General features: G+C 65.3%; 29 protein-coding genes. 16 read left to right on the top strand and 13 right to left on the bottom strand.

Going from position 1 to position 26,780, the window contains the following annotated elements; genetic code table 11:
- Positions 1 to 238: 238 nt before the first annotated feature.
- The 6 genes from CO675_RS39725 to CO675_RS01465 form a co-directional block, all read right to left on the bottom strand.
- On the bottom strand, positions 239 to 490 hold the full coding sequence (locus CO675_RS39725; protein WP_143278854.1) for a hypothetical protein: 252 nt from the start codon (positions 488 to 490) through the stop codon (positions 239 to 241).
- 38 nt (positions 491 to 528) lie between these two features.
- Positions 529 to 825, bottom strand: coding sequence for a 30S ribosomal protein S21 (gene rpsU, locus CO675_RS01485; protein ID WP_097670855.1), 297 nt, complete (start codon positions 823 to 825; stop codon positions 529 to 531).
- A 482-nt stretch (positions 826 to 1,307) separates the two neighbouring features.
- The gene (locus tag CO675_RS01480; RefSeq protein WP_097670257.1) at positions 1,308 to 2,360 is read right to left on the bottom strand and encodes a lytic transglycosylase domain-containing protein; all 1,053 of its coding nucleotides are present in this window, start codon (positions 2,358 to 2,360) and stop codon (positions 1,308 to 1,310) included.
- A gap of 153 nt (positions 2,361 to 2,513) precedes the next feature.
- Positions 2,514 to 3,206 (bottom strand): VOC family protein, encoded by a 693-nt coding sequence (locus CO675_RS01475; protein WP_097670256.1) that lies wholly within the window; start codon positions 3,204 to 3,206, stop codon positions 2,514 to 2,516.
- A 41-nt stretch (positions 3,207 to 3,247) separates the two neighbouring features.
- Positions 3,248 to 3,649, bottom strand: a complete 402-nt coding sequence (locus tag CO675_RS01470) for a nuclear transport factor 2 family protein (protein WP_097670255.1) — start codon at positions 3,647 to 3,649, stop codon at positions 3,248 to 3,250.
- Positions 3,650 to 3,684: 35 nt separating this feature from the next.
- Positions 3,685 to 4,359, bottom strand: a complete 675-nt coding sequence (locus tag CO675_RS01465; protein ID WP_198964454.1) for a hypothetical protein — start codon at positions 4,357 to 4,359, stop codon at positions 3,685 to 3,687.
- 185 nt (positions 4,360 to 4,544) lie between these two features.
- Here CO675_RS01465 and CO675_RS01460 point away from each other — a divergent pair, with 185 nt between their 5' ends.
- The 12 genes from CO675_RS01460 to CO675_RS01405 all read left to right on the top strand — a co-directional run bounded on the left by CO675_RS01460 (position 4,545) and on the right by CO675_RS01405 (position 17,111).
- The gene (locus CO675_RS01460) at positions 4,545 to 5,435 is read left to right on the top strand and encodes a LysR family transcriptional regulator (RefSeq protein WP_097670254.1); all 891 of its coding nucleotides are present in this window, start codon (positions 4,545 to 4,547) and stop codon (positions 5,433 to 5,435) included.
- 25 nt (positions 5,436 to 5,460) lie between these two features.
- A complete protein-coding gene (locus CO675_RS01455) occupies positions 5,461 to 6,024 on the top strand; it encodes a DinB family protein (RefSeq protein ID WP_097670253.1) in 564 nt (187 codons plus the stop codon).
- A 113-nt stretch (positions 6,025 to 6,137) separates the two neighbouring features.
- The gene (locus tag CO675_RS01450; RefSeq protein WP_097670252.1) at positions 6,138 to 6,866 is read left to right on the top strand and encodes an alpha/beta fold hydrolase; all 729 of its coding nucleotides are present in this window, start codon (positions 6,138 to 6,140) and stop codon (positions 6,864 to 6,866) included.
- A gap of 244 nt (positions 6,867 to 7,110) precedes the next feature.
- Positions 7,111 to 7,872: a crotonase/enoyl-CoA hydratase family protein gene (locus CO675_RS01445; RefSeq protein WP_097670251.1), complete on the top strand. Its 762-nt coding sequence runs from the start codon at positions 7,111 to 7,113 to the stop codon at positions 7,870 to 7,872.
- 76 nt (positions 7,873 to 7,948) lie between these two features.
- The gene (locus tag CO675_RS01440; protein WP_097670250.1) at positions 7,949 to 9,619 is read left to right on the top strand and encodes a bifunctional metallophosphatase/5'-nucleotidase; all 1,671 of its coding nucleotides are present in this window, start codon (positions 7,949 to 7,951) and stop codon (positions 9,617 to 9,619) included.
- Positions 9,620 to 9,733: 114 nt separating this feature from the next.
- Positions 9,734 to 10,660, top strand: a complete 927-nt coding sequence (locus CO675_RS01435) for a histone deacetylase family protein (RefSeq protein WP_097670249.1) — start codon at positions 9,734 to 9,736, stop codon at positions 10,658 to 10,660.
- Between the two features lie 125 nt (positions 10,661 to 10,785).
- The gene (locus tag CO675_RS01430) at positions 10,786 to 11,037 is read left to right on the top strand and encodes an exodeoxyribonuclease VII small subunit (protein WP_028334494.1); all 252 of its coding nucleotides are present in this window, start codon (positions 10,786 to 10,788) and stop codon (positions 11,035 to 11,037) included.
- A 543-nt stretch (positions 11,038 to 11,580) separates the two neighbouring features.
- Positions 11,581 to 13,509: a 1-deoxy-D-xylulose-5-phosphate synthase gene (gene dxs / locus CO675_RS01425; protein WP_097670248.1), complete on the top strand. Its 1,929-nt coding sequence runs from the start codon at positions 11,581 to 11,583 to the stop codon at positions 13,507 to 13,509.
- A 138-nt stretch (positions 13,510 to 13,647) separates the two neighbouring features.
- Positions 13,648 to 14,211, top strand: coding sequence for a nucleoside 2-deoxyribosyltransferase (locus CO675_RS01420; protein ID WP_097670247.1), 564 nt, complete (start codon positions 13,648 to 13,650; stop codon positions 14,209 to 14,211).
- Positions 14,208 to 14,981 carry a TlyA family RNA methyltransferase gene (locus CO675_RS01415; protein WP_097670246.1) on the top strand — a complete coding sequence of 258 codons (774 nt, stop codon included), beginning with the start codon at positions 14,208 to 14,210 and terminating at the stop codon, positions 14,979 to 14,981. Before CO675_RS01420 ends, CO675_RS01415 begins: the two co-directional genes overlap by 4 nt.
- Positions 14,974 to 16,215 carry a class I SAM-dependent RNA methyltransferase gene (locus tag CO675_RS01410; protein WP_097670245.1) on the top strand — a complete coding sequence of 414 codons (1,242 nt, stop codon included), beginning with the start codon at positions 14,974 to 14,976 and terminating at the stop codon, positions 16,213 to 16,215. The genes CO675_RS01415 and CO675_RS01410 overlap by 8 nt, the downstream gene beginning before the upstream one ends.
- Positions 16,216 to 16,268: 53 nt before the next feature.
- On the top strand, positions 16,269 to 17,111 hold the full coding sequence (locus tag CO675_RS01405) for a nucleotidyltransferase domain-containing protein (RefSeq protein WP_097670244.1): 843 nt from the start codon (positions 16,269 to 16,271) through the stop codon (positions 17,109 to 17,111).
- Between the two features lie 62 nt (positions 17,112 to 17,173).
- Here the strand turns inward: CO675_RS01405 and CO675_RS01400 are convergent, their stop codons facing one another.
- Positions 17,174 to 18,022, bottom strand: coding sequence for a DUF1194 domain-containing protein (locus CO675_RS01400; RefSeq protein ID WP_097670243.1), 849 nt, complete (start codon positions 18,020 to 18,022; stop codon positions 17,174 to 17,176).
- A 259-nt stretch (positions 18,023 to 18,281) separates the two neighbouring features.
- On the opposite strand from CO675_RS01400, the gene clpS reads away from it, so the two are divergent.
- On the top strand, positions 18,282 to 18,587 hold the full coding sequence (gene clpS, locus CO675_RS01395; RefSeq protein WP_050402363.1) for an ATP-dependent Clp protease adapter ClpS: 306 nt from the start codon (positions 18,282 to 18,284) through the stop codon (positions 18,585 to 18,587).
- Between the two features lie 6 nt (positions 18,588 to 18,593).
- On the opposite strand, the gene CO675_RS01390 is transcribed toward clpS, so the two are convergent.
- The 4 genes from CO675_RS01390 to CO675_RS01375 all read right to left on the bottom strand — a co-directional run bounded on the left by CO675_RS01390 (position 18,594) and on the right by CO675_RS01375 (position 22,503).
- Positions 18,594 to 19,481 carry a DMT family transporter gene (locus tag CO675_RS01390; protein ID WP_097670242.1) on the bottom strand — a complete coding sequence of 296 codons (888 nt, stop codon included), beginning with the start codon at positions 19,479 to 19,481 and terminating at the stop codon, positions 18,594 to 18,596.
- A gap of 12 nt (positions 19,482 to 19,493) precedes the next feature.
- Positions 19,494 to 20,687 (bottom strand): adenylate/guanylate cyclase domain-containing protein, encoded by a 1,194-nt coding sequence (locus tag CO675_RS01385; RefSeq protein WP_097670241.1) that lies wholly within the window; start codon positions 20,685 to 20,687, stop codon positions 19,494 to 19,496.
- Positions 20,688 to 20,738: 51 nt separating this feature from the next.
- Positions 20,739 to 21,827 (bottom strand): chorismate synthase, encoded by a 1,089-nt coding sequence (gene aroC, locus CO675_RS01380; protein ID WP_024580648.1) that lies wholly within the window; start codon positions 21,825 to 21,827, stop codon positions 20,739 to 20,741.
- Between the two features lie 76 nt (positions 21,828 to 21,903).
- The gene (locus CO675_RS01375; protein ID WP_097670240.1) at positions 21,904 to 22,503 is read right to left on the bottom strand and encodes a histidine phosphatase family protein; all 600 of its coding nucleotides are present in this window, start codon (positions 22,501 to 22,503) and stop codon (positions 21,904 to 21,906) included.
- 174 nt (positions 22,504 to 22,677) lie between these two features.
- Between CO675_RS01375 and CO675_RS01370 the strand changes: the two genes are divergently transcribed.
- Both CO675_RS01370 and CO675_RS01365 read left to right on the top strand, forming a co-directional pair.
- Positions 22,678 to 23,166 (top strand): sigma-70 family RNA polymerase sigma factor, encoded by a 489-nt coding sequence (locus CO675_RS01370; RefSeq protein ID WP_092124724.1) that lies wholly within the window; start codon positions 22,678 to 22,680, stop codon positions 23,164 to 23,166.
- 67 nt (positions 23,167 to 23,233) lie between these two features.
- Entirely contained in the window at positions 23,234 to 23,998 is a 765-nt protein-coding gene (locus CO675_RS01365) for an anti-sigma factor family protein (protein WP_097670239.1), read from the top strand.
- Positions 23,999 to 24,388: 390 nt separating this feature from the next.
- Here the strand turns inward: CO675_RS01365 and CO675_RS01360 are convergent, their stop codons facing one another.
- Complete coding sequence (locus CO675_RS01360) at positions 24,389 to 25,351, bottom strand: DnaJ C-terminal domain-containing protein (RefSeq protein WP_097670238.1); 963 nt, start codon at positions 25,349 to 25,351, stop codon at positions 24,389 to 24,391.
- A gap of 124 nt (positions 25,352 to 25,475) precedes the next feature.
- Positions 25,476 to 25,883 (bottom strand): RT0821/Lpp0805 family surface protein, encoded by a 408-nt coding sequence (locus CO675_RS01355; RefSeq protein WP_097670853.1) that lies wholly within the window; start codon positions 25,881 to 25,883, stop codon positions 25,476 to 25,478.
- 108 nt (positions 25,884 to 25,991) lie between these two features.
- On the opposite strand from CO675_RS01355, the gene pdxH reads away from it, so the two are divergent.
- A complete protein-coding gene (gene pdxH, locus CO675_RS01350) occupies positions 25,992 to 26,633 on the top strand; it encodes a pyridoxamine 5'-phosphate oxidase (RefSeq protein ID WP_097670237.1) in 642 nt (213 codons plus the stop codon).
- The last annotated feature ends 147 nt before the right edge of the window (positions 26,634 to 26,780 follow it).

Here is a 26,780-nt window from a genome sequence, read left to right as displayed (position 1 = left end):
TCGGTGGTTATGGGTCCCGGCCTTCGCCGGGACGACGCTGAGTTTGTCGCGCCAACTTGTGAGTCGCACTCCCGCATTCTCGCGACACGATCTGTCCGAGCCTTGCTCCTGCTGCGAGGGCTTGCGCCGTCGGGCACATCAGTGATCGCACTTCCGCGATCCCGCCGGTACCGACCAGGACTCCCGTCGCAAGCCAATCCGTTTCGCAGTGACGGCAAACGGCCGCACGCCCGTCTTGTCAATGATCCCGGCGAAACGAGCGAAATTCTCTGGGACCGTCCACCAGATCATGCTTGCGGGCAGACTGATCGATCCGGCTGGCCGAATGGTCCGCCATCGCGTTGATGGCCGTACCGGCGAGGTTCTGCGCACGCTGCCGTCGCTTCTCGTCCTTCGATCGAACATCCCGGTCTTCGGCCCGCCGACGACAGAGTTCGTCAGAGATGCGTTCCTGGAGACATCCATCGCCTCGATAAGGTCGCTGCTTCATCTTGCACGCTCCCTCGAACAGGATTGCGGTACGGAGGACTAACTCTCTCGTGGGCCGCTGGTTCGCGGTGGCAATTGACCTTGTGCCGGGAATTTCGGCGCCAGCACTTTGGGCTTCCTCGGCGGAGCCGCAATCAATCCGTCCCGTATCGCCTGCTTGCGGGCAAGCTTGCGGGCTCGCCGCGCGGCCTCGGCCTTCTCCCGAACCTTTCTTTCCGATGGCTTTTCGAACGAGCGGCGGCGCTTCATCTCTCTGAAGACGCCTTCGCGCTGCATCTTCTTCTTTAGAACGCGCAGTGCCTGGTCGATATTGTTGTCCCTGACAAGAACCTGCAACGGATCACCTCTCGCGGTAGAAGACACGTCAAGCGCACAAATACGAATGCCCGCTCTATCGGTGACAGAGCGGGCCGCACTGCCATTCCAGTACATCCGTGAAACGGCAGCCGATCAACAAGGTGACGAAAGCTTCAGCCGCAGTGCTGATAGCACGCGCTGTCCCTTTCATCCGACGATGTCTTTGGAAAAGGGTCCTCTGGGACCGATCTACAAGGCTCAAGGCCAGTCGATACACAACAAGTATACACTTATCTCAGCTATGCAAGGTGCAATTGCCGGTTCCGGGATTTATCTCCCGCACTTCAAGCGTTCGAGGTCGTTGCCGGAAGACGATAGGCGCGCCGCCCGAGCGAGCGCGTGAGCGGTTCCTTGAATCGATGTCATTGTTGAGTAGCAAATCCGGACCTCCTGACGCAAAGTGCTGCGCTGCCGGGTGATTTCAGCGCGCCAGCACTCGAGAGCCTGGGCAGCTGCCATCACTAGTTTCGAAACACGAGGCAGCGCCCGCCGATTGCCTCAAGTCGCGCGCAAAGCTGGTTGGCTCGCTCACGGGTCGTCTCGGCGACCCGGAGCAGATACCAGGTCGCCGAACCTGGCCCGGCCATATGCGATCTCAGAATGAGCGGCGCGCGATCGCCCAGCACGGGCGCGAAGCGTTTCTGGAGCTGCTGGTAATCGGCGAGAACCCTGGATTGCGACGGACCGCCGGCCAATTGGAGGCCCCAAGGTCCCCACGCCGCTTGCTGTGCAATTGTCACGGACTCTATTGGGGCCGCAGGCAGCGCCCTGATCAGCATGCCGCGCACGATGTCATCGCAGGCCATGGCGGCGTCCGTGTGGACTCTGTCCTCGACCGAACCCTGCGCCCATTCCTCGGCAGACTTGCCGGTAATGATCCTCACATAAGCGCGTGTTTCGCCCGGCAGGTTGCCACGCCCAGCCAACCAATCCTGGACGCGCCGCGGGCCGCCATTATAGGCAGCCGCCGCAAGGCCGAGGTTGCCGAACTGCGCGCGCAGTTCGCGGAGCCAGCGGGCGGATTCCTGCAACGCCGGCAACGGCTCGAACGGGTCCGCGAGGCCGCGCCAGCGCGCGGTGCCCGGCATGAATTGGGCGATCCCCTGGGCGCCGGCCGGACTGACCGAACCGGGATCGAAATTGCTTTCCTGCCAGATCAGCCGGACGAAGAAATCCGGCGGCAGGCCGTTCTCCAAGGCAGCCTGCTCCAGCGCCTTGCAGTATTGCTGCGGCTCGCCGAGCTTCGGAGGCGATGGTGTTGGCGCCGGAGACGGAGCGGATGAGGATTGATGGTCAGGCGCCGACCGATCGGCGTGACCGTTGTTCTCTCCGCTATTCGGATTCGGACGGGATGTTTCAGTTTGCGCTGGCGCTGCGTCTCGTGCGGCCGGCGCCACCGCTGGATTGCCGACGGGCTCGGCGCATGCCAGGCGGACGAACAGCAGCAGGCAAGCCGAGCCGATAGCCGCTCGTGGAAATCGATCAACCCGCCGCGGCCTGAAAATCGACTGCATGAAGCGATCATCAAGATGGAGCTGTATGCGCTACCATATCATCGGCGCCCTCCGGCTGGCAGGAAATCTGGGGTGGGAGCTGGGCGCAGGAGGTTAACGGAACCACGTGAAGTTGGGCATGCCCGGCCTCAGTAATGCGGCATGCGCACGGGCCTAGTGGTCGGACAGGCTGCCGACGATCGATGCGCGGCGAGACAGTTCGATCCAGTTGCCGTCGGGATCGAGGATCATGGAAATCCGCGCGACCTCGCCGAGCGTGACCGGTGCAAGGCCTTCGCGGACGCCCTTGGTGCGCAGATCGTCGTGCACAGCGTCGATGTCGGCGACTTGCAGCGTGATGTAGCGCCAGCCGCGCGCGCCCCGAACCGGATCGACGGTCGCGGCACGATCTTCGGCGAGCAGGATCAGGCTCTCGCCGAGGCGAAACGCCGGACCGCCCGACCAGGATTGCTCGGCGAAGCCGAGAATCTCGCCGTAGAATTTGCGATGCGCGGCAAGGTCGCGCACCGCCATGGAAACCGCAATTTGGGTGATGCCGTCATGTCCAGGCGCCACCAGGCAAACGCTGTTGCCGTCGGGATCGGTCATGCGCTGCGGTGCGGCAACGCCGTCGCGCGCAACGATCAGCTCGCGATAGCCGCTCGGCGCCGCATCCGGCAGCGGCTCGACATGATGGTTGAGCTTGATCACCGAACCATGCGCGTCGTGCCGGTACTGCTTCTGCCCACGCCGGATCGGCAACATGTGGTCGAAGCGAACACCGGCGTCCTGCTGCCAGAACCGCAGCATCGGCTCCAGATTGTTGGTGGAAAGGCCAACGTCGATCACGTTCTTCGCGAGTTGCATGTCCGGCCTCCCCCGCCGCCGTGCGCGCTCGCTGGACCGGCTCAGCCGGGAAAGCGATCACCAAACATCGGCAGTCCGCAGCGCGACTGTTCGCGCGTCGCCTCATCCTGGATGACGTCCCAGTGCTCAGCGAGCACGTCGCCCTCCATGCGCACGATGTCGGCGACGACCCATGCCGCCGGGAGACCATGACCGCTGAACCGGCCGTGCAGAATGACGTAATCGCCGCTCGCCGCGCCGACATGGTTCTCATAGCACAGCGTCGCGGGCAAGCCCTTGACGAGATCGAACAGCCCGTCTCGGCCGGGCGCAATGTGGGCGCTGTGCTGGATGTAGCGCGGCGACCAGAGCCGCTCGGCGGCGGCATAATCGCGCTTGTTGAACAGGGTTTCGAACGCGTCCAATTCGAACTGCACGCGGCGATTCTGGTTCGACGCGTTCATGGCTTCGTTCCCTTGACGATATCAGGGTCACTCGATCAGGATTGCTTGCGGACCAGCGGGATCTGCAGATTGGTCGGCCTGTTCTGCTCGGTGTCGAAGCCGCGGCCGTCGACATTGCGGGCGCCCCAGAACAACAAGTCGCCCCTGAGATAGACCAGGTCGAATTCCATGAAGTTGGTGCCTTCCTTCAGCGCAAACGGCACGAAGGACTTACCGAAGATGCTCTGCGGCGCATCGACCGCCCAGGGCGCGTAGCCGGCAGCAGCAACCTTGTTGAGGACATCGACAAAGCCCTGCGCCAACGGCGTGACCTCGTAGGCCTCGTCGGCGACGAAATCGACCTTCTGCGCGCCCGCTGCGATCGGATGCGCGCCCTGCCACTGCATGTGCCCGACGATCCTGATCCGCGCCAGCGGCACCTTGCCGTACGGATCGGCCGAGTTGATCACCACGAGCTCGAACCGGTCGGAGGACTGATAAGTGAAAGCGCGCTTGAGATAGAGCGGCTTGATCGAGCCGTCCGGATTCTTGCTCGGCCGGATTTCGGGCGCGATGCTCTCCCAGTTTCCGGCGAGTGCCTGCTTGATCGTTGCGACGTCCGTATCCATGGCGCTTGCCCTTGGTTGATTGCCGGAAGATTGCGCGGCGGCACTGCCGAACCCGGTCAGCACCAGCAGCGGCAACAGCAATGCTCCGAGGTTCATCCGCATGCGCAAGCTCCGGCCTGGCTTCGCGCGGCCCCTCTGCCTGTGAGGCAGGGCCGGCACTGGGAATACGCTTCGCTATAGTGGACGCTGGCCGGCTTGAAAAAGACTTTGTAAGCTGGCCCCATGCCTGCGAGACATGCCTGCGAGAGATGGCCGCGCGATGGGCAGGCCGTGATCGGGAGACTGCGATGGAGCTTCGGCATCTGCGCTATTTCGTTGCGGTGGCCGATGCCGGCAGCCTGACGGTTGCCGCTGAGCAGAAGCTCCACACCTCACAACCTTCGCTCAGCCGGCAGATCCGCGATCTTGAGCAGGAGGTCGGCGCGCAACTCCTGAATCGCGGCGTGCAGGGCATCGAGTTGACCGCCGCCGGCAAGGCATTCCTCGACCATGCCCGCATGGCGCTGTTGCAGGCCGAGGCCGCCAAGGAAGCGGCACAGCGCGCAGCCCAACCGCCGAAGCCCGTCTTCTCGCTCGGCTTCCTGTCGGGCGCCGAAATCGATCTGCTGCCCGAGGTGACCCGTCTGTTGCGCGAGGAATTTCCCGGCATCGACATCCGCTTGTCGAGCGACTACTCGCCCTTGCTGGCCAAGGCCCTGATGCGGCGCAAGCTCGATGCGGCCTTCATGCGCGCCGACGACAACATGGAGGATCTGGCGTACAGGCGCGTGCGCACCGACCCACTGGTGTTCGTATTTCCAAGCAACCATCGGCTGGCGGCGCAGTCAGCCGTGGCGCCGGAAGACGTCGCGGGCGAGACTTTCTATCTGCCGTCCAAATCCGCGCCGGCGGTGCGCCGCGTCGTGCTGGACTATTTCAACCGCGCCGGCATCGATCCGAGGCCGGAGCACGAGGTGCATAACGTCGTGCACGCGATATCGATGATCACCTCGACGCATGGTGTGATGCTACTGCCGGCCTACACGGCCCGCTATCTGCCCGACAGCATCACGACCCGGCCGGTGCAGGGAGAGGCGCCGACGCTCGATCTCGTGATCGCCTGTCACAAGGCCAACAAATCCGCGATCCTGAAGCTGTTGCTGTCGCGGGTCGGCCGGCTGGCCGCGGCGCCCGCCTGATCCCTTCAATCCCGTGAGGACCAATATGCAAGCAGGCCTCGTTCAGACCTTTCGCGCCTTTGCCTACAACAATGCGTGGGCCAATCATCGCCTGCTCACCGCATGCGCCGGTCTCAGCCAGACGGAGTTCGCCGCCGCGCGGACCGGCTTCTTCCCGAGCTTGCAGGCGACACTGAACCATATCCATGTCATCGATCTGTTCTATGTCGACGCGCTCGAAGGCGGCTGGCTCGGGCCGAAGGCGTGGGCCAATGAAGTGCCCTACCCGTCGGTCGCGGCGCTGCAAGCTTCGCAACGCGCGATCGACCAGCGCCTGATCGTGCACTGCGATGCGCTGACGCCTGAACGACTGGATGATGTGGTCAAGGTCAATCGTGACACGACCGTGCAGACCGAGCGGCGCGACCGCCTGCTGATGCATCTGTTTCAACACCAGATCCATCATCGCGGCCAGGCCCATGCGATGCTCGCCGAAACCACCGTCAAGCCGCCGCAGCTCGACGAATTCTTCGCCGCCGGCGAGGCGCCGCTGCGGGAAGCCGAGTTTAAGGATCTCGGCTGGAGCGAAGCCATGGTCTGGGGCGGCTGAACGCCAGCTTCCACACGATCGGGCGGCGGGGGGATCAGTTCCCGATCCGGAACAAGGTCTTGAATCCCGACGCCTCCGCGCTCACCTCTGGTGAAACGTGGGGAACTCCAGACATGCCATTCGCCAATCACCGGGGCCAGCGCATCCATTACACCGTTGAGGGATCCGGGCCGCTGATCGTGCTGCAGCACGGCCTGCTGCTCGACGCCGCGAGCTGGAAGCAATGCGGCGTGGTCGACGCGCTCGCCGATCGCTTCCGCGTCGTCTGCGTCGACTCGCTCGGGCATGGCCTGAGCGACAAGCCCGCCGATCCCGAATTCTACGATCAGGAACAACGTGCCGGCGATATCGTCGCGGTAATCGACGATCTCGGCGACGAGCGCGCCCATGTGGTCGGACATTCGATGGGCGGCTGGGTCGCGGTCGGCGTCGCCCGGTTCTTCCCGGCGCGGCTGGCGTCGCTTTCGATCGGCGGCTGGGATTTTCTCACCGGGCTGCCGCGCGGCAATGCCGGCCCGCTGACATATGGCGCCTTCATGACGTTTGCGCGCCGCACCGCGCCGCAGCTCACGGGATGGGTGACGTCCGATCTCGAGGGCGGCGTGCGCGCCTGCTTCGATGCGCTCGGCCAGATCGACGGCGCCAGGGACGCCGTGCTCTCCTCGCGCGTGCCGGTGCTGCTCTGGAACGGACAGGATGACGCACCGCATGCGCCGATGCAGCGCTTTGCCGCGGAGAACGGCCTTGATGCGATGTCGGTCCCCGGCGATCATCTCGGCGCCCTGCTTCAGCACGGCGACACGATCGGCCGCAGCATCGGCTCGTTCATCGGGCGCGGCTAGACGGCGCACCTGAAACGCCGCCCGACTGCCCGCGGCATCGTTCGTCAGCGTCCAGCCTACGACCAACGTCCCCCCGCCCCGGAATCACGATATTCCGGTTAACTGCATTGCACCGGCATCATGCTCGCCCAGGGGGAAAAGCGATCCAGAACACTTGGGGCTCGCGCGGGATCATGTAGGATACTGGTGACGACCTCCGCCGGCGACGCTGCCGGCCGACAGACCGCCTGCTCTGGGACGCCTGATGACCGCGCATGTCATAGTCACCGACGAAGCCGCCACACGCGTAATCCGGCTGCGCAGGCCCGAGAAGAAGAACGCGATCACCGAGGAGATGTTTCGCGCGATCAGCGATGCGATCGACAAGGCGCAGAACAATCCGAAGATCCGCTGCCTGATCATCACCGGCGGCTCCGGCGTGTTCACCGCGGGCAACGACATCGAAGACCTGCTCGCGCAGGGCACCTCGTCCGGCGAGACGCCGCCCGCTTCGGACCTCGTCAAGTTCCTGTATTCACTGGCCCACAATGTGAAGCCGATCATCGCCGCGGTCGACGGCGTCGCGATGGGCATCGGCACCACGATGCTGTTTCACTGCGACTACGTGCTGGCGAGCAAGGCCGCGCTGTTCTCGACGCCGTTCTCCAATTTCGGCCTGGTGCCGGAAGGCGCCTCCAGCCTGCTGATGCCACGGACGATGGGCCACCAGCGCGCCTTTGCGATGCTGGTGATGGGCCGCACCATGTCGGCCGACGACGCCCGCGTCGCCGGTTTCGTCAACACCGTGGTGGCGCCGGGGCATGCCGAGGTCGAGGCGCACAAGGTGGCGCGCGAGATCTGCGCGCTGCCGGCCGAGGCGGTGGCGATCTCGCGCCGCCTGATCCGGCTGCCGCCCGAGGACGTCACCCGCCGCATCGAGCAGGAGAACCACCTGTTCAGCGAGCGGATGCGCTCCGGGGAGGCGGTCAGTGCCTTCAAGGCCTTCATGGCGCGCACGAAGGATTGAAACGAAGCGTCGCAAAATTGTAGTGGCGTCGCGTCATGATCGTGTGTTCCATGATCGTGCACGCCATGGACAGGTCATGAGACAACCCCACCTTTTGCCCCTCGCCGCCCTCTGTGCGCTCGGATTGGCCGCAGCAGGTCCCTGCCTGGCGCAGACCGCAGCGCCGGTGAGCTTGCGTGTTCTCGCGATCAACGATTTCCACGGCTATCTGCGGCCGCCGCCGGGCGGTATACGCATCACCGATCCCGCTGATGCGACCAAGAAGATCATGGTGCCCGCCGGCGGCGCCGAGCGATTGGCAACCATCGTCAAGCGGCTGCGCGAAGGCCACAACAACAACATCTTCGTCGCGGCCGGCGACCTGATCGGCGCGAGCCCGTTCTTGTCGGCGATGTTCCACGACGAGCCGACCATCGAGTCGCTGTCGATGATGGGGCTTGCGATCTCGTCGGTCGGCAACCACGAGTTCGATGAGGGCAAGGACGAACTCCTGCGGATGCAGAATGGCGGCTGCCACCCGATCGACAAATGCCAGGGGCCGCATCCCTTCCTGGGGGCCAAATTCCGTTATCTCGCCGCCTCCACGATCGACAAGACCACCGGCAAGCCTGTGTTTCCGCCCTATGAGATCAAGGAGTTCGACGGCATTCCGGTGGCCTTCATCGGGCTGACGCTGAAGAACACGCCGAACCTGGTGTCGCCGGCCGGCGTCGCGAGCCTCGAATTCCGCGACGAGGCCGAGACCGTCAATGCGCTGGTCCCCGAACTGAAGGTGAAGGGCATCGAGGCGATCGTCGTCTTGATCCACGAAGGCGGCTTTCCGACCGGCGACTACAATGAATGCCCCGGGATCTCGGGGCCGATCGTCGATATCGTCAAGAAATTCGACAAGGCGGTCGACGTCGTGATCTCCGGCCACACCCATCAGGCCTATGTCTGTGAGATCGACGGACGGCTCGTCACCTCGGGCGACAAATACGGCACGCTGGTCACCGCGATCGACCTTCAGCTCGATCCGAAAGGCCATGACGTGATCAGCGCCAAGGCCGACAACACCATCGTGAAGATCGGCGGCACAGCCAAGGACCCGGAGCAGAGCGCGCTGCTCGAATCCTACGACCGGCTGGCCGCGCCGATCGCCAACCGCGCCGCCGGGTCGGTCACCGAAACGCTCTCGCGCACGCCCGCCGAGACCGGCGAAAGCCCGCTCGGCGATATCGTCGCCGACGCGCAGCTGCGCGCGACGAGCTCTGAGCCGAATGGCGGCGCGATGATCGCCTTCACCAACCCCGGCGGCGTGCGCACCGACATCGTCAAGCGCGAGGACGGCGCCGTCACCTATGCCGACATTTTCGCCAGCCAGCCGTTCCGCAACCAGCTGGTGACGATGACGCTGACCGGCAAGCAGCTCAAGGACGTGCTGGAGCAGCAATGGGCCGACCCGAAACGGCCGCGCGCCCTACAGGTCTCGAAGGGTTTCACCTATGCGTGGGATGCGAGCAAGCCCGATGGCGCGCGCATCATCGCCGACCGGATGTCGCTCGACGGCAGGCCGATCGATCCGGCCGCGAGCTATCGCGTCACCGTGAACAACTATCTCGCCGAGGGCGGCGACGGCTTCACGGTGTTCAAGGAAGGCACGGCGCAGCAATTCGGCATCTACGACGTCGATGCGCTCTATGCCTACTTCAAGGCCAACAGCCCGGTCGGCCCGGCGGCGGGAAAGCGGATCGAGCGGATCAATTGACGTGCGGGCATGGAACATCCGGGGGGCGAGACGGGAGACAGGCCTTTCCGGCGAGCCGGTAACGGCCTAAATTAGGCGTTCCTCGCACGCGCCTCCATTGCGCCGGGAATTTGCATGACACTGCTTCTGACGCACACCGCCTGCCTCGATCACCTGACCCCACCCGGACATCCCGAACGCCCCGACCGGCTGCGCGCGGTTGCCGAGGTGCTCGGCGAAGACCGCTTCAAGGCGCTGGTGCGGGACCTCGCGCCGGAAGGCGACCTCGACAGCGTGCTGCTCTGTCACGGCGAGCACTATGTCGGCGAACTGCGCCACATCGCGCCGACCTCCGGCATGATCTATATCGACGGCGACACCTCGATGTCGCCAGGCACCTGGGAAGCCGTGATGCGCGGCGTCGGCGGCGCGGTGGCGGCGACCGATGCGGTGATGGAGGGCAAGCACCAGAACGCCTTCGTCGCGGTACGCCCGCCCGGGCATCATGCCGAGAAGTCGACGCCGATGGGCTTCTGCTTCTTCGACAATGTCGCGATCGCTGCACGCCACGCGCAGCGCAAATACGGCATCAAGCGCGCCGCGATCATCGATTTCGACGTCCATCACGGCAACGGCACGCAGGATATCTTCTGGGCGGATCCGACCGTGATGTACTGCTCGACGCATCAGATGCCGCTGTTCCCCGGCACCGGCGCGGTCGGCGAGCGCGGCGAGCACGACACCGTCGTCAACGCACCGCTTTCGCCTGGCGACGGCGGCACCAAATTCCGCTCCGCGTTCGAGAACCTGATCCTGCCGCAGCTCGAGAAATTCTCCCCCGAACTCGTCGTGATTTCGGCGGGCTTCGACGCGCATCACCGCGATCCGCTGGCCTCGATCAACCTGACCGGCGAGGATTTCGGCTGGGTCACGCGCAAGCTGATGGACCTCGCCGACAAGAGCGCCGGCGGCCGCGTCGTCTCCGTGCTGGAGGGTGGCTACGACCTCGAGGGCCTGAAAGAGTCGGTGGCATCTCACGTCACCGCATTGATGGGCAGGTAAATCCCCGCCACAATACCCCCGCAAAAATTCGATTGATTCTGCGCCGGGGCGAGCATGACCTGCGACGGGTCATGTTTGGACGACAAGATCCGATCACGGTCTGATCGGCGCACTGGGAACACATAATGGCCGAAAACACGCAGGCGGACGTCAAGAAGCTCTCCTTTGAACGCGCGATCGAGGAACTCGAATCGATCGTCAAGCGGCTCGAGGACGGCAAGGTCCCGCTTGAGGAATCGGTCGCGATCTATGAGCGCGGCGAGGCGCTGAAGCGGCGCTGCGAGGAATTGCTGCGCCAGGCCGAAGCCCGCGTCGACAAGATCACCACCGACGCCTCGGGCCAGCCGACCGGCACCGAGCCGCTGGACGTGCAGTAGCGCCGATACGCCGCGATCATGCGACAGGATGTCCGCCTCGGCGGGCGATTGTTGCTGTGTATTTCCGTTGACCGACCGCGGCACGAGGCGGCCCCGGCAATCGGGTGCGGCTACGAATCAGGCCGCTCCGGACCGTCCCGGCTGCCGCTAAAATAGCAAAAATGGAACCCGGTCGCGGTCCAAGCATTGAAAAGTCTAGACTTTTCAGGACGGCGCATAGGAACCCTGCGCCGCCTATCGGGTTGGCTTTGGCTACGGCTTTGGTGTAATGCTTCCAGTTCTATGGGCATTTGAGGGTGGCGGGCGGCCCGAATTTTTCGGGCGGCATGCATCTCAAATGGTTCGACAAAACTGAACCGGGACGGGTGAAGAGCGACCAAGGTGATGCATATCACGTGGTCCAATCCGGAGTGAATCTAGGCTTACAACCAGGCAGGGCCTGCCGGGACGGCACCCAGTGTCTGGCATTCGCTGCGCGGTGAGCGCGCCAACCCATCTCGCGTCGGGCCGTTCGTTCCGACAGGCAAAAATTGGAAATTCGCTGTGACCACATTTAGTAAAACGCCGCTTCTTGACACTATTCACACGCCGGATGACCTGCGCAAGCTGAAGGTCGAGCAGGTGCGGCAGGTTGCCGACGAGCTCCGCCAGGAAACCATCGACGCCGTATCGGTGACCGGCGGCCATTTCGGCGCCGGCCTCGGCGTGGTCGAACTGACCACCGCCATCCACTACATCTTCGACACCCCGCGCGACCGCCTGATCTGGGACGTCGGTCACCAGGCCTATCCGCACAAGATCCTGACCGGTCGCCGCGACCGCATTCGCACCCTGCGCACCGCCGGTGGACTCTCCGGCTTCACCAAGCGCACCGAGAGCGACTACGATCCGTTCGGCGCCGCACACTCCTCGACCTCGATTTCGGCCGGCCTCGGCATGGCCGTGGCGCGCGACCTCTCCGGCGGCAAGAACAACGTTATCGCCGTGATCGGTGACGGCGCGATGTCGGCGGGCATGGCCTATGAGGCCATGAACAACGCCGGCGCGATGAATTCACGCCTGATCGTGATCCTCAACGACAACGACATGTCGATTGCCCCTCCGGTCGGCGCGATGAGCGCCTACCTGTCGCGCCTCTACTCGGGCAAGACCTACCGCTCGCTGCGCGAGGCGGCAAAGCAGATCAACAAGCGCCTGCCGAAGATCCTGGCCAACCGCGCCAACCGCGTCGAGGAATATTCCCGAGGCTTCATGATGGACGGCGGCACGCTGTTCGAGGAGCTCGGCTTCTATTATGTCGGCCCGATCGACGGCCACAATCTCGACCATCTGCTGCCGGTGCTGAAGAACGTCCGCGACATGGAGACCGGGCCGATCCTGGTTCACGTCGTCACCCAGAAGGGCAAGGGCTACGGCCCGGCCGAGGCTTCCGCCGACAAGTACCACGCCGTCGTCAAGTTCGACGTCGCGACCGGCACCCAGGCCAAGGCCAAGCCGAATGCGCCGGCCTACCAGAACGTGTTCGGCCAGAGCCTCGTCAAGGAAGCCCAGAAGGACGACAAGATCGTCGCCATCACCGCGGCGATGCCGTCGGGCACCGGCGTCGACATCTTCAACAAGGCGTTTCCGGACCGCACCTTCGACGTCGGCATCGCCGAGCAGCATGCGGTGACCTTCGCAGCCGGCCTCGCCACCGAAGGCTACAAGCCGTTCTGCGCGATCTATTCGACCTTCCTGCAGCGCGGCTATGACCAGGTGGTCCATGACGTCGCGATCCAGAGCCTTCCGGTCCGCTTCGCGATCGACCGCGCCGGCCTGGTCGGCGCCGACGGCGCGACCCATGCAGGTTCGTTCGACAACGCCTATCTCGGCTGTCTGCCGAACTTCGTGATCATGGCGGCCTCCGACGAGGCGGAAATGGTTCACATGGTGGCGACGCAGGTTGCGATCAACGATCGTCCGAGCGCGCTGCGCTATCCGCGCGGCGAGGGCCGCGGCGTCGAGATGCCGGAAGTCGGCATTCCCCTGGAGATCGGCAAGGGCCGCATCATCCGCGAGGGCAAGCAGGTCGCGCTGCTGTCGTTCGGCACCCGCCTCGCCGAGTGCGAGAAGGCCGCCGACGAACTCGCTGCCCACGGCCTCTCCGCCACGATCGCCGACGCGCGCTTCATGAAGCCGCTCGACGAGGAGATGATCATGAAGCTCGCCCGCGACCACGAGATCCTGATCACCATCGAGGAAGGCTCGATCGGCGGCTTCGGCTCGCATGTCATGCAGTACCTGTCCGACAACGCCATGCTGGACAGCGGCATGCTCAAGTTCCGCTCGATGATCCTGCCCGACGTGTTCCTCGACCACGACTCGCCGGCGGCGATGTATGCCCGCGCGGGTCTCGACGCCAAGAGCATCGTTGCCAAGGTCTTCGAGACCCTCGGCAAGGACTACAAGACCGAGACCGTCAAGCTCGCCTAGAGCCCTTATCCGTTCCGATTGAATTGGAACGGAGCTCTGGATTTTTGTTTTGACGCGTTTTCTTCACGCGAAGCCGGTACCCACTTCGCCTGAAAACGCTCTCATTGCTCGGGCGGCGCCCCTGGTGCCGGCAAGTCCATGAAAATCTATCTGGCAGGTCCTGACGTGTTCCTGCCGGATGCCGTGGAGATCGGCCGCCGCAAGGCGGAGGTGTGCGCGTATCACGGGCTGACCGGGCTCTATCCGCTCGACAACAGCATCAATCCCACGGTCGCCGGCGCCTCGCTTACCATCTTCAAAAGCAACGAGGCGATGATGGAGTCGGCCGACGCCGTGATCGCCAATTTGACGCCGTTTCGCGGCCCCAGTGCCGACGCAGGCACCGTCTACGAACTCGGCTACATGGCGGGACGCGGCAAGCTGTGCTTCGCCTATTCGAACGATCCCACGTCCTACGCCAATCGCGTGGCGCGGCTGCAGCAGGTCGTGCCGGCATCCGACGGGCGCCTGATCGACGCGGAGGGGCTGACGGTGGAAGAGTTTGGCTTGCCGGACAATCTGATGATGATGCATGCGCTCGACCTGCATGGCAGTCCGCTGGTGACGCCGCGAGAGCCTGCGGCCGACCTCTGGCACGACCTCACCTCCTTCGAAGCCTGCGTGCGGCTGGCCGCCGCGCAGCGCCGGCAGGGCGCCAAATGAGCAGGCACGTGACCAAGACGGGCGACGACGGCAACGGCGCGTCCACGGGCAAGCGCATCGACGTGCTGCTGGTCGAACGCGGCCTGTTCGAAAGCCGGGCCCGGGCGCGCGCCGCGATCGACGCCGGCCTCGTCACCGCCGACGGCAAGCCAATTGCGAAAGCATCCGAACTCGTCGCGCCCGGCGCCGAACTGACGGCTGAACCGGCGCATCCCTATGTCTCGCGCGGCGGCGTCAAGCTCGCCGGTGCGCTCGAGCACTATCCGATCGACGTCGAGGGCCATGTCTGCCTCGATGTCGGTGCGTCGACCGGTGGCTTCACCGAAGTGCTGCTCGCCAATGGCGCGAGCCTCGTGTTCGCCATCGATGTCGGCCACGGCCAGCTGCATCCCTCGCTGCACGGGCATCCGAAGATCGTCTCCATGGAGGAGACCGACATCAGGAATTTCGAGGGCAAACGACTGCCGGCCCGGCCCGACGTCGTCGTGATCGACGTCAGCTTCATTTCGCTGAAGCTGGTGCTACCGGTGGCGCTGTCGCTGGGGGCAGCGCCGATGCATCTGCTGGCGCTGATCAAGCCGCAGTTCGAGGCGGCGCGCAAGCACGCCAAGCGCGGCGTTATCCGCAACGCGATGGTGCACCAGGAGATCTGCGACGATATCGCCGCCTTCGCCGCCTCGCTCGGCTGCACCGACATTCAGGTATTCCCGTCATCGATCACCGGCGGCGACGGCAACATCGAATTCTTCCTCGGCGCACGCCGTGGCTGAGCTTCTCACGATCGACCATGTCGGCCATCGCGGCGACGGCGTCGCGATCGACGGCGCGCAGTCGATCTTCGTGCCCACCACGTTGGCCGGTGAAACGGTCGAGGTCGAAGAGGTCCCCGGCAATCATCCCGACCGGCGGCGGCTGGTGCGGGTGGCGCAGGCAAGCTCCGAGCGGATCGCGCCGTTCTGCCCGCATTTCGGCGTCTGCGGCGGCTGCGCGATCCAGCACTGGAGCGACGCGCCCTACCGCGCCTGGAAACGCAACATCGTGGTCGAGACGCTGGCGCAGGCGAAGGTCGCGGCTGAAGTCGCGCCGCTGCTCGACGCCCATGGCGCAGGCCGCCGCCGCATCACGCTGCACGGACGGATGGGCACCCATGAGGTGCTCAAGGTCGGCTTCGCTGCGGCCGGTTCGCACGACATCATTCCGGTCGACCGCTGTCCGATCCTCGATCCGGCGCTCGACGGCGCGCTCGAGGCGGCCTGGGCCACAGCCGAGCCGCTGATCTCGATCGGCAAGCCGCTCGACATCCAGGTCACCGCGACCCTCAACGGTCTCGATATCGACGTGCGCGGCTCGGGCGCGCTGCCGACCAGCCTGATCACCACGCTGTCGCGGGTCGCCGAGAAACACCGGCTGGCGCGGCTGTCACGGCATGGCGAGTTGGTGCTGCAGCGCGGCTCCCCCGAGGTTGCGATCGGAAAGGTGAAGGTCGTGCTGCCGCCGGGCTCGTTCCTGCAGGCGACCGCCAAGGGCGAGGAGACGCTCGCTGCGCTGGTTCGCGAGCATTGCGGACGCGCCAAGCACATCGCCGATCTGTTTTGCGGCGTCGGCCCGTTTGCGCTCCGCCTCGCCGAGAAGGCGCGGGTCACGGCCTTCGACAGCGACGCCGGCGCGATCACGGCGCTGCAAAAGGCTGCGCAATCGACGCCTGGGCTGAAGCCGCTCAGGGCCGAGGCGCGCGACCTGTTCCGCCGCCCGCTGATGCCGCAGGAATTGCGCGACTATGACGCCGTCGTGTTCGATCCGCCCCGGCAAGGCGCGCAGGCGCTGGTCACCCAGCTTGCGGCAAGCAAGGTGCCGGTGATCGTCGCGGTGTCCTGCAACGCCGCGACGTTTGCGCGCGATGCAAAAATCCTGATCGATGGCGGCTACAAGATATCAGCCGTCACCCCGGTCGATCAGTTCCGCCACACCCCGCATGTCGAACTGGTGGCGCGGTTCACGCGCTGAAACATCGCGGCGACTATCGCAGCAGACGGCGGTCTCGCTATAATCGGCGCCGCATGTCCCACGATCCGCTGCTTGCACGCATCATTCCCGTCCTTGCCGATGTACCGGGCGTCGCCGCCATCGTGCTCGGCGGCTCGCGGGCGCGCGGCACCGCGCATGACGCCTCCGACTATGATCTCGGCCTTTACTACAGGGGTGACGCCGCGCTGGACGTCGATCGGCTGCGCTCGGCGGTAACGGGCCTGGTCGACGATCCCGCTGCCGCGCATCTGACGCCGGTCGGCGAATGGGGACCCTGGATCGTCGGCGGCGCCTGGCTTGCGATCGGCGGCCGCAAGCTCGACCTGCTCTACCGCAGCATCGATGAGGTCGCTGACGTCATCGAGGCCTGCCGGAACGGCGAGATCAGCATGCACTACCAGCCGGGCCATCCGCACGGATTTTGCTCGGCGATCTGGGTGGGCGAGGTCGCGCTGTGCCGTGTCCTGCATGATCCCGATAGCCGCGTCGCGGCATTGAAGGCGAGGACTGCGCCCTACCCGCCGGCCCTGCGCGACGCGTTGGTGCGGCGCTTTCAATGGGAAATCCTGTTCGCGATCGAGAATGCCGAGCTTGCACTGCCGCGCGGCGACAGCACGCATATCGCCGGCTGCGCCTATCGCGCGCTGGCGTGTATCGCGCAGGTGCTGTTTGCGCTGAATGGGCAATATTTGATCAACGAGAAGGGCGCGCTGGCGCAGGCAGCGAATTTTCCGGTGACGGTTCACGACCTCGCCGGGCGCGTCGCCGAGGTGTGGCGGCAGATCGGAGCCGGGCAGCATGCAGCCGCGTTGCAGACGCTGCGCGCGCTTGAGAACGATGTTCAGGAGATTGTAGGGCGGGTTAGCGAAGCGTGACCCGCCGCGCCTCCGCGGAACGAATGTTGGGTTACGCTTCGCTAACCCACCCTACATTGCTGCTACCGCCCCCAGCGATCCTGCCAGATCTTCTCGCCGATCGTGCAACTGACCCGCGGCTCCTTCTCGGCGGTCCGCACGACGGGCCGCTCAGGGGTGCGGCCGGCGACCTCGAGCAGCAGCTTGGTGCGGATCGCTTCCTTGAACTTCTCGCGATCCTTGATCGATACCACGAAGGAGCCGGGCCCGCCGATCACGCAATCCTCGTAGTAGTAGTCGAGATTCTCGATATCCATCGTCGAGTAGGACGGCTCCTTCACCATGATCGGCAGGCCATTGATGACGATGCCCTTGTCGAGCGCAGCATCACGCGCGGGCGTGATCGGCGTACCATTGTTGTTGGGGCCGTCGCCGGAGATATCGATCACGCGGCGCAGGCCGCGATGCGGATTCTCGTCGAACATCGGGATCGCGAAATAGATCGCGCCCGAGATCGAGGTGCGCGAGGCGCGGCGCACCGGTGTCTTCATGATCTCGGCGGAGACCGCGTCGGCGGATTCGGGGCCGTCGATCACCCGCCAGGGAATGATGACCTTCTGGTCGTTGGAGGCGGCCCATTCGAAATAGGTGATCGAGATCTTGCCGTTCGGGCCGGCCTTCAGCGCCTGCAGGAACTCCTTGGAAACGATCGCCTGCGCATAGCCCTCGCGCTGGATCGCGAGTTCGTCCATGTCCATCGAATAGGAGACGTCGACCGCGATGATCAACTCGATGTCGACGCTCGGCGTGGATTCCTTTTCGGCCAGCCGGCCTGTCTGTGTTCCCGGGCCGGGCGCGGCAACACCGGCCACATCGCCGCTGGCCAACATGCCTGCGACAAGCACCGCTCCGATCGAGACATACCAGCGCATTGCGGCCCTCCCGTCGTGTCCTGTCATGGTGACACGCAAATCAGGCGCCGAAAAGCGCAGATATCATCTGTCCTTCACATTCGAGTTAGAGGTCTGCAAGTTAGAGGCCTGCAAGGTAGTCGCCTTGAGCGTTGGACGTCACTTGCTGCGAATGCGGCAACGCGCGCCGTGCCGTTGCCGCAATGACGCCGTGCAAATCGAACGGTTCCAACATGTGCCCGAAGACGGTATTCTTACGGAGCAATCGCGAGGGAGTGCGATGCCCGATACCGTCGCCAAGCCGAAAACCCGGACCAAGACCAAGGTCGAGCGGCCACGCCTGCACAAGGTGATCCTGGTCAACGACGACTACACGCCGCGCGAATTCGTCGTCACCGTGCTGAAGGGTGAATTCCGCATGACCGATGATCAGGCCTACAAGGTGATGTTGACCGCGCACCAGCGCGGCGTCTGCGTGGTCGCAGTGTTCACCAGGGATGTCGCCGAGACCAAGGCGACGCGTGCCACCGATGCCGGCCGCGCCAAGGGCTATCCGCTGCTGTTCACCACCGAGCCCGAGGAGTAGCAGCCGTCACCGCTCGGCCGGCCGCGCGAGCTGCGCCCGCTGGCTCAGCGCAATGTCGGCGACGACCGCCCCCATCACCAGCGCACCGCCGATCAGGGCGCGAAGCGACGGCACTTCGGCAAACGCCAGCCACACCCAGAACGGCATCAGCGGCGTCTCGAGGGTTGCGATCAACGAGGCCTGCGCGGAGGGCAGCAACCTCGAGCCGACCGTGAACAGGGTAAGGCCGAGACCGACCTGGCATACTCCGAACATCGCGAGCACGCCGAGATCGGCGCCGGTGACCGCGCCGATGGCGAGCCCCAACGGCAGACTGACGGCGCTGCCGAGAAAGTTCGAGAGCGCCGCGGCGGCGATCATCGGCGTACCCTTGTGCCGCCGGATCACCACCGTCATCAGCGAAATCGCCAGCACCATCACGCAGGCAAGGCCGATCCCCCTGTAATCCGTGATGCCGCCGGCGCCGCTGACGGTGATCGCGACACCCGCGAGCGCGACGAGGCTTGCCAGCAATGTGCCGGGCCGCGCCCGCTCACCGAGCCAAAGCCAGGCGATCGCGGCCGCGGCAAACGGCTGCATCGCGATGAGAATGGCGACATTGGCGACGCTGGTCAGTTGCAGCGCCGGAATGAACGTCACCATGCCGAAGGTCGAGAGGCCGGCCACCAGCCATCCGCTCAATGGCATCACGACGAGATCGCGCGCGCCGCGCCAGCCCTGTGTGGCGATCAGGAACAGCGCGATCGCGCCGCCCCCGAACAGCCCGCGCCAGAACAGGATGGTCCAGGAATCGAAGTGTAACAGGCGGGTGAAGAACGGCGCGGTGCTCCAGGCTACGGCAGCCGCCACGATCAGCGCGATCCCGGTGCGGTGCTGCGCGTTCGTTTCAGTCACGTCGCACCGGCACTAGCTCGCAGCGGCGACCGGCGCCTCGTCGAACAGGCCGTAGACCCGTTCGGCCTTGGCAAATCCCGCGATCGGAAACTCGCCAAGATCGCTCCAGCCGCCGTCGTGAATGCCGGCGAAGCGCTCGGAAGCCACGACGGTGCGGCCGAGGCGGCCTGCGATCTTCTCGAGCCGCGCGGCGAGATTGACCGCAGGGCCGATGCAGGTGAAGTCGAGCCGGTTGCCGCCGCCGATATTGCCGTAGAGCACGCGCCCGAGATGCAGCGCGACGCCGAAGCGGAAGCGCTCGACGGCGTCGCCATTGGGGAATTGCAGCGCCTCGACCCCGGCGCGTGATGCGCGCGCCGCCTCCAGCACCCGCGAGCACACCTGCACCTCGTCGCCGAGATATTCGTCGACCGGGAATACCGCGAGCAGGCCGTCACCCATGAACTTGAGTACCTCGCCGCCATGGTCGCGGATCGCGGTGACCTGGCAATCGAAATAGAGGTTGAGGATCTCCACGACGGTCTCGGACGGCAAACGGTCGGACAGCGCGGTGAAGCCGCGCAGGTCGGACAGCCAAATTGCGGCGTCCATCGTGTCGGCATGGCCGCGCCGGATCTGGCCGCCCATGATGCGCTCGCCGGCCCGGTTGCCGACATAAGTGTCGAGCAGCAGCGAGGCGGTCCGGCGCAGCGTGACGATCTCAATGTAGCGCGACAGCGGGACGGTGATCGAGCGGATCGCATCGAGCTGCTCGTCGGTGAAGCCGCCCGGCTGCTTGGTGGTCCAGCTCGAGGCGTTCGGGGGGCCGGCGGTGTTGATCAGCGGCAAGCCGATATAGTCGGTGACGCCCTCGGCCTGCAGGTCCGCGACAATGGGAAAGCGTTTGCTGGCGGGGTCGTCGAGCCGTGCGCGTACTTCAACGCCCTGCTTGAGAACGATCGCCAGCGGGCTGACGGCAAATTCCGGGGTGTCCTCGATGTTGTGATCAACGCTGCCAATGTCGACCTCGGCGCCCGGCCTCCAGATGAAATGGCGGCCGTAGATCTCGGGATGCAGCGTGCGCACAAAGACGCCGATGCGCCACAACGGCAGCCCGGCCCGCACCAGGCGTTCGCAGCATTCCGCCATCATCTGCGCCGGGGTCGGTGCCGACCGCGCGCCCCCGATCATCCATGCGATGATGTCCCGAAGCTCCGACGCGTTCATGGCATTCCCCAGGGCGATCACCCGATCCGGTGACCACCAGTATATAGGGGATCAGCGCCCGGTCTGCCCGCGGTCGCGCAGAAAATGATCGGCCAGCACGCAGGCCATCATGGCCTCGCCCACCGGCACCGCGCGGATGCCGACGCAGGGGTCGTGGCGGCCCTTGGTCAGGATGTCGGTATCGGCGCCCTTGCGATCCACGGTCCGGCGCGTGGTCAGGATCGAGGACGTCGGCTTGACCGCAAAGCGCACCACCACCGGCTGGCCGGTCGAGATGCCGCCGAGCACACCGCCGGCATGGTTGGACAGGAAACGTGTTCCGTTGTTGCCGGTCCGCATCTCGTCGGCGTTCTCTTCGCCCGTGAGCTCGGCGGCGCCGAAGCCGGCGCCGATCTCGACGCCCTTGACGGCGTTGATGCTCATCATCGCTGAAGCCAGATCGCTGTCGAGTTTTGCATAGATCGGCGCGCCGAGCCCAGCCGGCACGCCCTCGGCGACAACCTCGATGACGGCGCCGATCGAGGAGCCGCTCTTCCTGATGCCGTCGAGATAGCTTTCGAAGAACGCCGCCTTGTCCTTGTCGGGACAGAAGAACGGGTTGTTGGCGATCTCGTCCCAGTCCCACTTCTCGCGGTCGATCTTGTGCGGTCCCATCTGCACCAGCGCACCGCGCACCTTCACCTCGGGCAGCACCTTGCGAGCGATCGCACCGGCCGCGACGCGGGTCGCAGTCTCGCGCGCGGAAGAGCGTCCGCCGCCGCGATAGTCGCGCAGGCCGTATTTCGCCTCATAGGTGAAGTCGGCATGGCCGGGGCGGAACTTGTCCTTGATCTCGGAATAGTCCTTCGAGCGCTGGTCGGTGTTCTCGATCAACAGCGCGATCGGCGTTCCGGTCGTGACCTGCACGCCGCTTTCCGGATGCGCCATCACGCCGGACAGGATCTTCACCGCGTCCGGCTCCTGGCGCTGGGTGGTGAAGCGCGACTGGCCGGGCCTGCGGCGATCGAGGTCGTGCTGGATCTCCTCCACCGTCAGAGGGATCATCGGCGGACAGCCGTCCACCACGCAGCCGATCGCGACCCCATGGCTTTCGCCGAAGGTCGTGACGCGGAACATATGGCCGAAAGTATTGAAGGACATGGCGTGTCGTAACGCGCAGGGTCGGCAGCGTCAAACGGGTTTCATGACCGCTAGGACGTGGCTGACCGGGGCGCCCTTAACTATATTTCCGCAGGCCCGCCGCGCCGAACACGTAGACCGCGCCCTGCTCGATTGTGAGGTCGGCGGCCGAGGCCGGGGTCTCGAAGCCGAGCGCCACCATCAGCGCCCGCGCGGTGCCGCCATGGGCGACCGCGACGGTGTCCGAAGTCAACGAGCCGTACCATTCGGTCATCCGCGCCTGCACGTCGACATAGCTCTCGCCGCCCTCCGGCGCGACCTGCCACTTCTCGGCGAGGCGGCGGGCATAGACGGCCGGGTCGGCGGCCTGCGCCTGCGCCAATGTCGAGCCTTCCCACGTCCCGTAGCCGATCTCGCGCAGCCGCGCGTCGAGCGCGTAGTCGCCTGGCGGCAGGCCGAGCTCGGTGCGCACCAGCTCCATGGTCGCGCGCGCCCGGAGCAGCGGGCTTGCGACGAACGGCAGCGTCGTCTTGTCACGGCGGTCGCGCGCCAGCAGATCGGCGAGGATCCGGCCGGCATCTGCCGCCTGGGCGCGGCCGCGCTCGTTGAGAGCAATATCCTGCACGCCCTGAAGCCGGCCTTCGGCGTTCCATGAGGTCTCGCCGTGGCGGATGTAGTAGATCGTTGGCACCGGCATTCGCTTCGAATTATTCCGCTCCGGAGGTACACCAGCACTTTGGCTGGCGACAAGCCCAAATCGGCCGCAGCCGAGCCGCCATGCGCGCAGCTCGGCGCAACCGGAATAGCCACGCCATTAGGGTGTTATGTTTGATAAGGCGACTATCGCCGAGACCATCGAAGACTGGGATGCATGACCGCGTTTCGTCAAAGTGTCGAAGCCATGATTCCAGCGCTCCGCCGCTATGCGCGCGCGCTGGTGCGTGACTCGGATATCGCCGATGATTTGGTGCAGGACACGCTGGTGCGCGCGCTGCGCTCGGAGCGGCTGTTTCTCGGCGGCGACGTCAGGAGTTGGCTGTACACGATCCTGACCAATCTGAACAAGAACCGAAGGCGCTCGCTGGCGCGGCGGCCGGCCTTCATGCCGCTGCTCGACAACAATGCCGACGCCAGCGGCACCGAGGCCGAGGGACGCGACATCGAGCGCGCGCTGTCGACGCTGGTCGAGGAGCAACGCTCGGTGCTGCTGCTCGTGATGCTGGAGGGCATGAGCTACCGGGAGGTCGCCGACATCCAGGGCGTGCCGATCGGCACGGTGATGTCCCGCCTCGCCCGCGCTCGCGCCCATGTGCGGGCCTCGATCGAGGGCCAGCGACCGGCGCTCCGGCGGGTGAAATGATAATGTGCGCGATGGCAGGTGTTGTGCATGAACGTTTTTCGAACAAGATTTGGCAGAGACGATTGATATGACCGACCCGAACATCCCCGTCACCGAAGACGAGCTGCACGCCTACGTCGACAACGAGCTGCCGGCCGAACGCCGCGGCGATGTCGAGGCGTGGCTCGCTGCGCATCCCGACGACGCGGCGCGGGTGCAATCATGGCGCGCGATGGCCGAGACATTGCATGCGCGCTACGACACGGTGCTGGACGAGGCGGTGCCGAAACGGCTCGAGCTCGAGCGGCTGGTGCGCCAGCCGCGCCGCTGGGTCTATGGCGCGGTGGCAGCGACGCTGATGGCCTTCATCGTTGGCGGCGGCGTCGGCTGGATCGCGCGCGGCGCTACGGCTGCACCATCGACCTTCCAGAGCTTCACGCTCGATGCGCTGGATGCGCATCGGCTCTACGTGGTCGAGGTCCGTCATCCGGTCGAGGTGCCCGGCAGCGAGCGCGATCATCTGCAGCAATGGCTGACCAAGCGCTGCGGCTGGGACGTCCGCGCTCCCGACCTCACCGGACTGAAGCTGGTCGGCGGCCGCCTGCTGCCGGGGCCGAGCGGACCGGCGTCGTTCCTGATGTATGAGAGCACGTCCGGCGAGCGCTTCACGGTCTATACCGCCAAGGCGAAAACCGAGGCGACCCAGATGCGCTATGCCGTCCAGGGCAGCGACGGCGCGCTGTTCTGGGCCGATCGCGGCGTCGCCTATGTCGTCAGCGGCGGCACCGACCGCACCCGCCTGACCCAGGTCGCGCAGGCCGTCTACGATCAGATGGAGAAGAACGGCGGCTGATCTCCCGTAAATTTACGGGAGATCAGCCGCCGACCTCGTGCCGTTTCGAGTAAGTGAATCCAGCCTCACTCGGCGTCCCAATTCCGACATTGAAAATTTCGATTCGCGTCATGGACGCGTCTCATTGTCGTACCGGATGCTCACGCGAAGATGATCTGCGCCCGATCCGCCGATCGGCGCACGCGGCCTCGATTGGGGTTTTGTGTACCGCGCTGGTCCCCCTCTCGAGGCCGCACTCTTTTTCCGCAGTCCGATCTGCACGCCGCAGATTTGGACTTCGGACGGCCGGTCATCCATTGACGCCCTCGCAACGCCCGCGTCTACCCCGATAGAGTCCGGGGTAGTTGCAGTTTCGCGTCTTTCGCGTCTTTTGGAGCACGCTCCCGGCGGTCAGCCGAGATCGCTGCGCGGATTGTAGGAATTTCGTTCCCGCCACGTCTGCATCAATGCCTCAAGCTCGGCATCGTTCCCGTCGGGAAGGATGATGCGGGTCGTGACGTAGAGGTCGCCGACAGCCCCGGCCCTCGCCAGCCCCTTGCCCTTGAGGCGGAAGGTACGGCCGCTGGAGGTGTTTTTCGGGATCGACAGTTCGACCGCGCTGCCGAGCGTCGGCACGCGGACCTTGCCGCCCAGCACCGCCTCATAGAGGGTCACAGGCAGGTCGATCCGCAGATCGTTGCCGTCGACCTTGAAGAACGGATGCGGCGCGATCGAGATGGTGATCAGGAGATCGCCGGGCGGATGGCCTTGCGCGGTGTCGCCCTGCCCCTTCAGCCGGATCTGCTGGCCTGCGGCGACGCCGGGCGGAATCTTGACGTTGAGCTCACGGCCGGTCGGCAGGCGCACGCGCTTGTCGCCGCCCCCAGCCGATTCCTCCAGCGACACCGTCATGGCGACCGAAAGGTCGAGATCGACGCCGACCCCACCGCCTTCAAATTCAAACGGGCTGGCCCGCCCGCCGCGCGCACCGCCACCGCCACGCGCGGCATTGCCGAACATGCTGTTGAGGATGTCCTCGAAGCTGCCGCCGCCCATGCCGCCGCCGGGGCCGCCGCCGCGGAAACTGTACTCGAAGCCGCCGGGACCGGCGCGGCCGCCGGCGCCGCCGCCGGGGAAGCCCTGGAAGCGCGGCTTGCCGTCGGCATCGATCTCGCCGCGGTCGAACTGCTTGCGCTTGTCCTCGTCGCCGACGATCTCGTTGGCTGTGTTGATCTCCGCAAAGCGAGCAGCCGCCTTCGGGTCGTTCTTGTTGTTGTCAGGGTGATGCTTCTTGGCGAGCTTGCGATAGGCGCTCTTGATCGTCGCAGCGCTGGCGCTCCGCTGCACCCCCAAGACCTCATAGGGGTCGCGCATCCGTCACGTCTCCTTCACGGGAAAATCAGGTTTGGCCGGGAGCCCATCCGGGCCCACTTTGCCTTTATGTGGGGGCTCAGTGGCATTTTTGCAACTAGCTCGGTGCCGGCACAGGCCGGAACTTTCAGGACTTGCTCCAAGGTTTCAGGCTATGGATTTGCCAGCGGCCTTGTCCAGACTTGCAAGCGGCGCCCTGCAGCCAGGTCTCGGTGGCTCCATTAACATAGCTGGCGAGAAAATCCCGGCACGTCTTGCCGTCGTCGCCCGCATAGGCCTGAGCCAGCGGCGTCACCGAGCCGCGTGCACCGGTCTGGGGATTTTCCCAGGGCTGGCTGGAATCCTTGTCACCCTTGGTCAGCACATCGGAGGCGGCGTTGCGGGCAAAGGCAAGATCGCTGTCGGTCGGCATCACCGCGCTGACCGGGGTGGGGCTGATCGAGCCCGTCACATCCTTGTCGTCCATCTTGGCGAAGGCATCGGTGCGCGACAGGCTGCAGCCGCTTGCGCCGACGCCGATCAGGATCAAGGTCACCACCGCGCCCGCGGGGTGGATCGCCGTTAGGCCAACGCGCACCCATGCCCTATATAGGGCTAGAAACGCGCTCTCGGACGCGGGCGAATGCAAATCGGGACTCCTGACATGACCGACACGACCTCCATCAAACACCCGACACCGTTAACATCGGGTGATTTCACCGCAGCGGAGGAGCCGTTCGCCCTGTTCGGCGAATGGTTTGCGGAAGCGGTCAAGTCTGAGCCGAACGATCCGAACGCGATGGCGCTCGCAACCGTCGATGCAGACGGGCTGCCCGACGTGCGGATGGTGCTGATGAAGGGCTTCGACGCCGACGGCTTCGTGTTCTACAGCCACATCGCCAGCGCCAAGGGCCGCGAATTGGCCGCAAACCCTAAGGCTGCTTTACTGTTTCACTGGAAATCGCTGCGCCGCCAGGTGCGCATCCGCGGGCCGGTCACGCCAGTGACCGACGCCGAGGCCGACGCCTATTTCGCCACCCGGCCGAAGCAGGCGCAGATCGGCGCCTGGGCCAGCAAGCAATCGCAGCCGCTGGAGAGCCGCTTCGCGTTCGAGCAGGCGATCGCCAAGGCGGGTGCGAAATACGTCATCGGCGAGGTGCCGCGTCCGCCGGGCTGGAGCGGCTGGCGGATCACGCCGCAGCGCTTCGAGTTCTGGCACGACCGTCCGTACCGCCTCCACGACCGCATCGAATTCCGTCGCGACGGCGCCAGCAGCGCATGGTCGAAGGTACGGCTCTATCCCTGAAAAACCGCGACCGTCATGGAAGGGCGAAAGCGCGAAGCGCGTCTTCGTGTAAGATGACCCCAGCCATCGACGTCCTGATCCCCAATCGTCCGAAGACGTCGATATCAGGCACGGCGCCGCGCCTGGCAAAAACGAAAGAAACTGTCG

This window comes from Bradyrhizobium sp. C9 (assembly GCF_002532045.1).
Taxonomy (GTDB): Bacteria; Pseudomonadota; Alphaproteobacteria; order Rhizobiales; family Xanthobacteraceae; genus Bradyrhizobium.
Note: the sequence above shows the minus strand (reverse complement) of the source record. Positions and strands in the feature narration are given on the sequence as shown.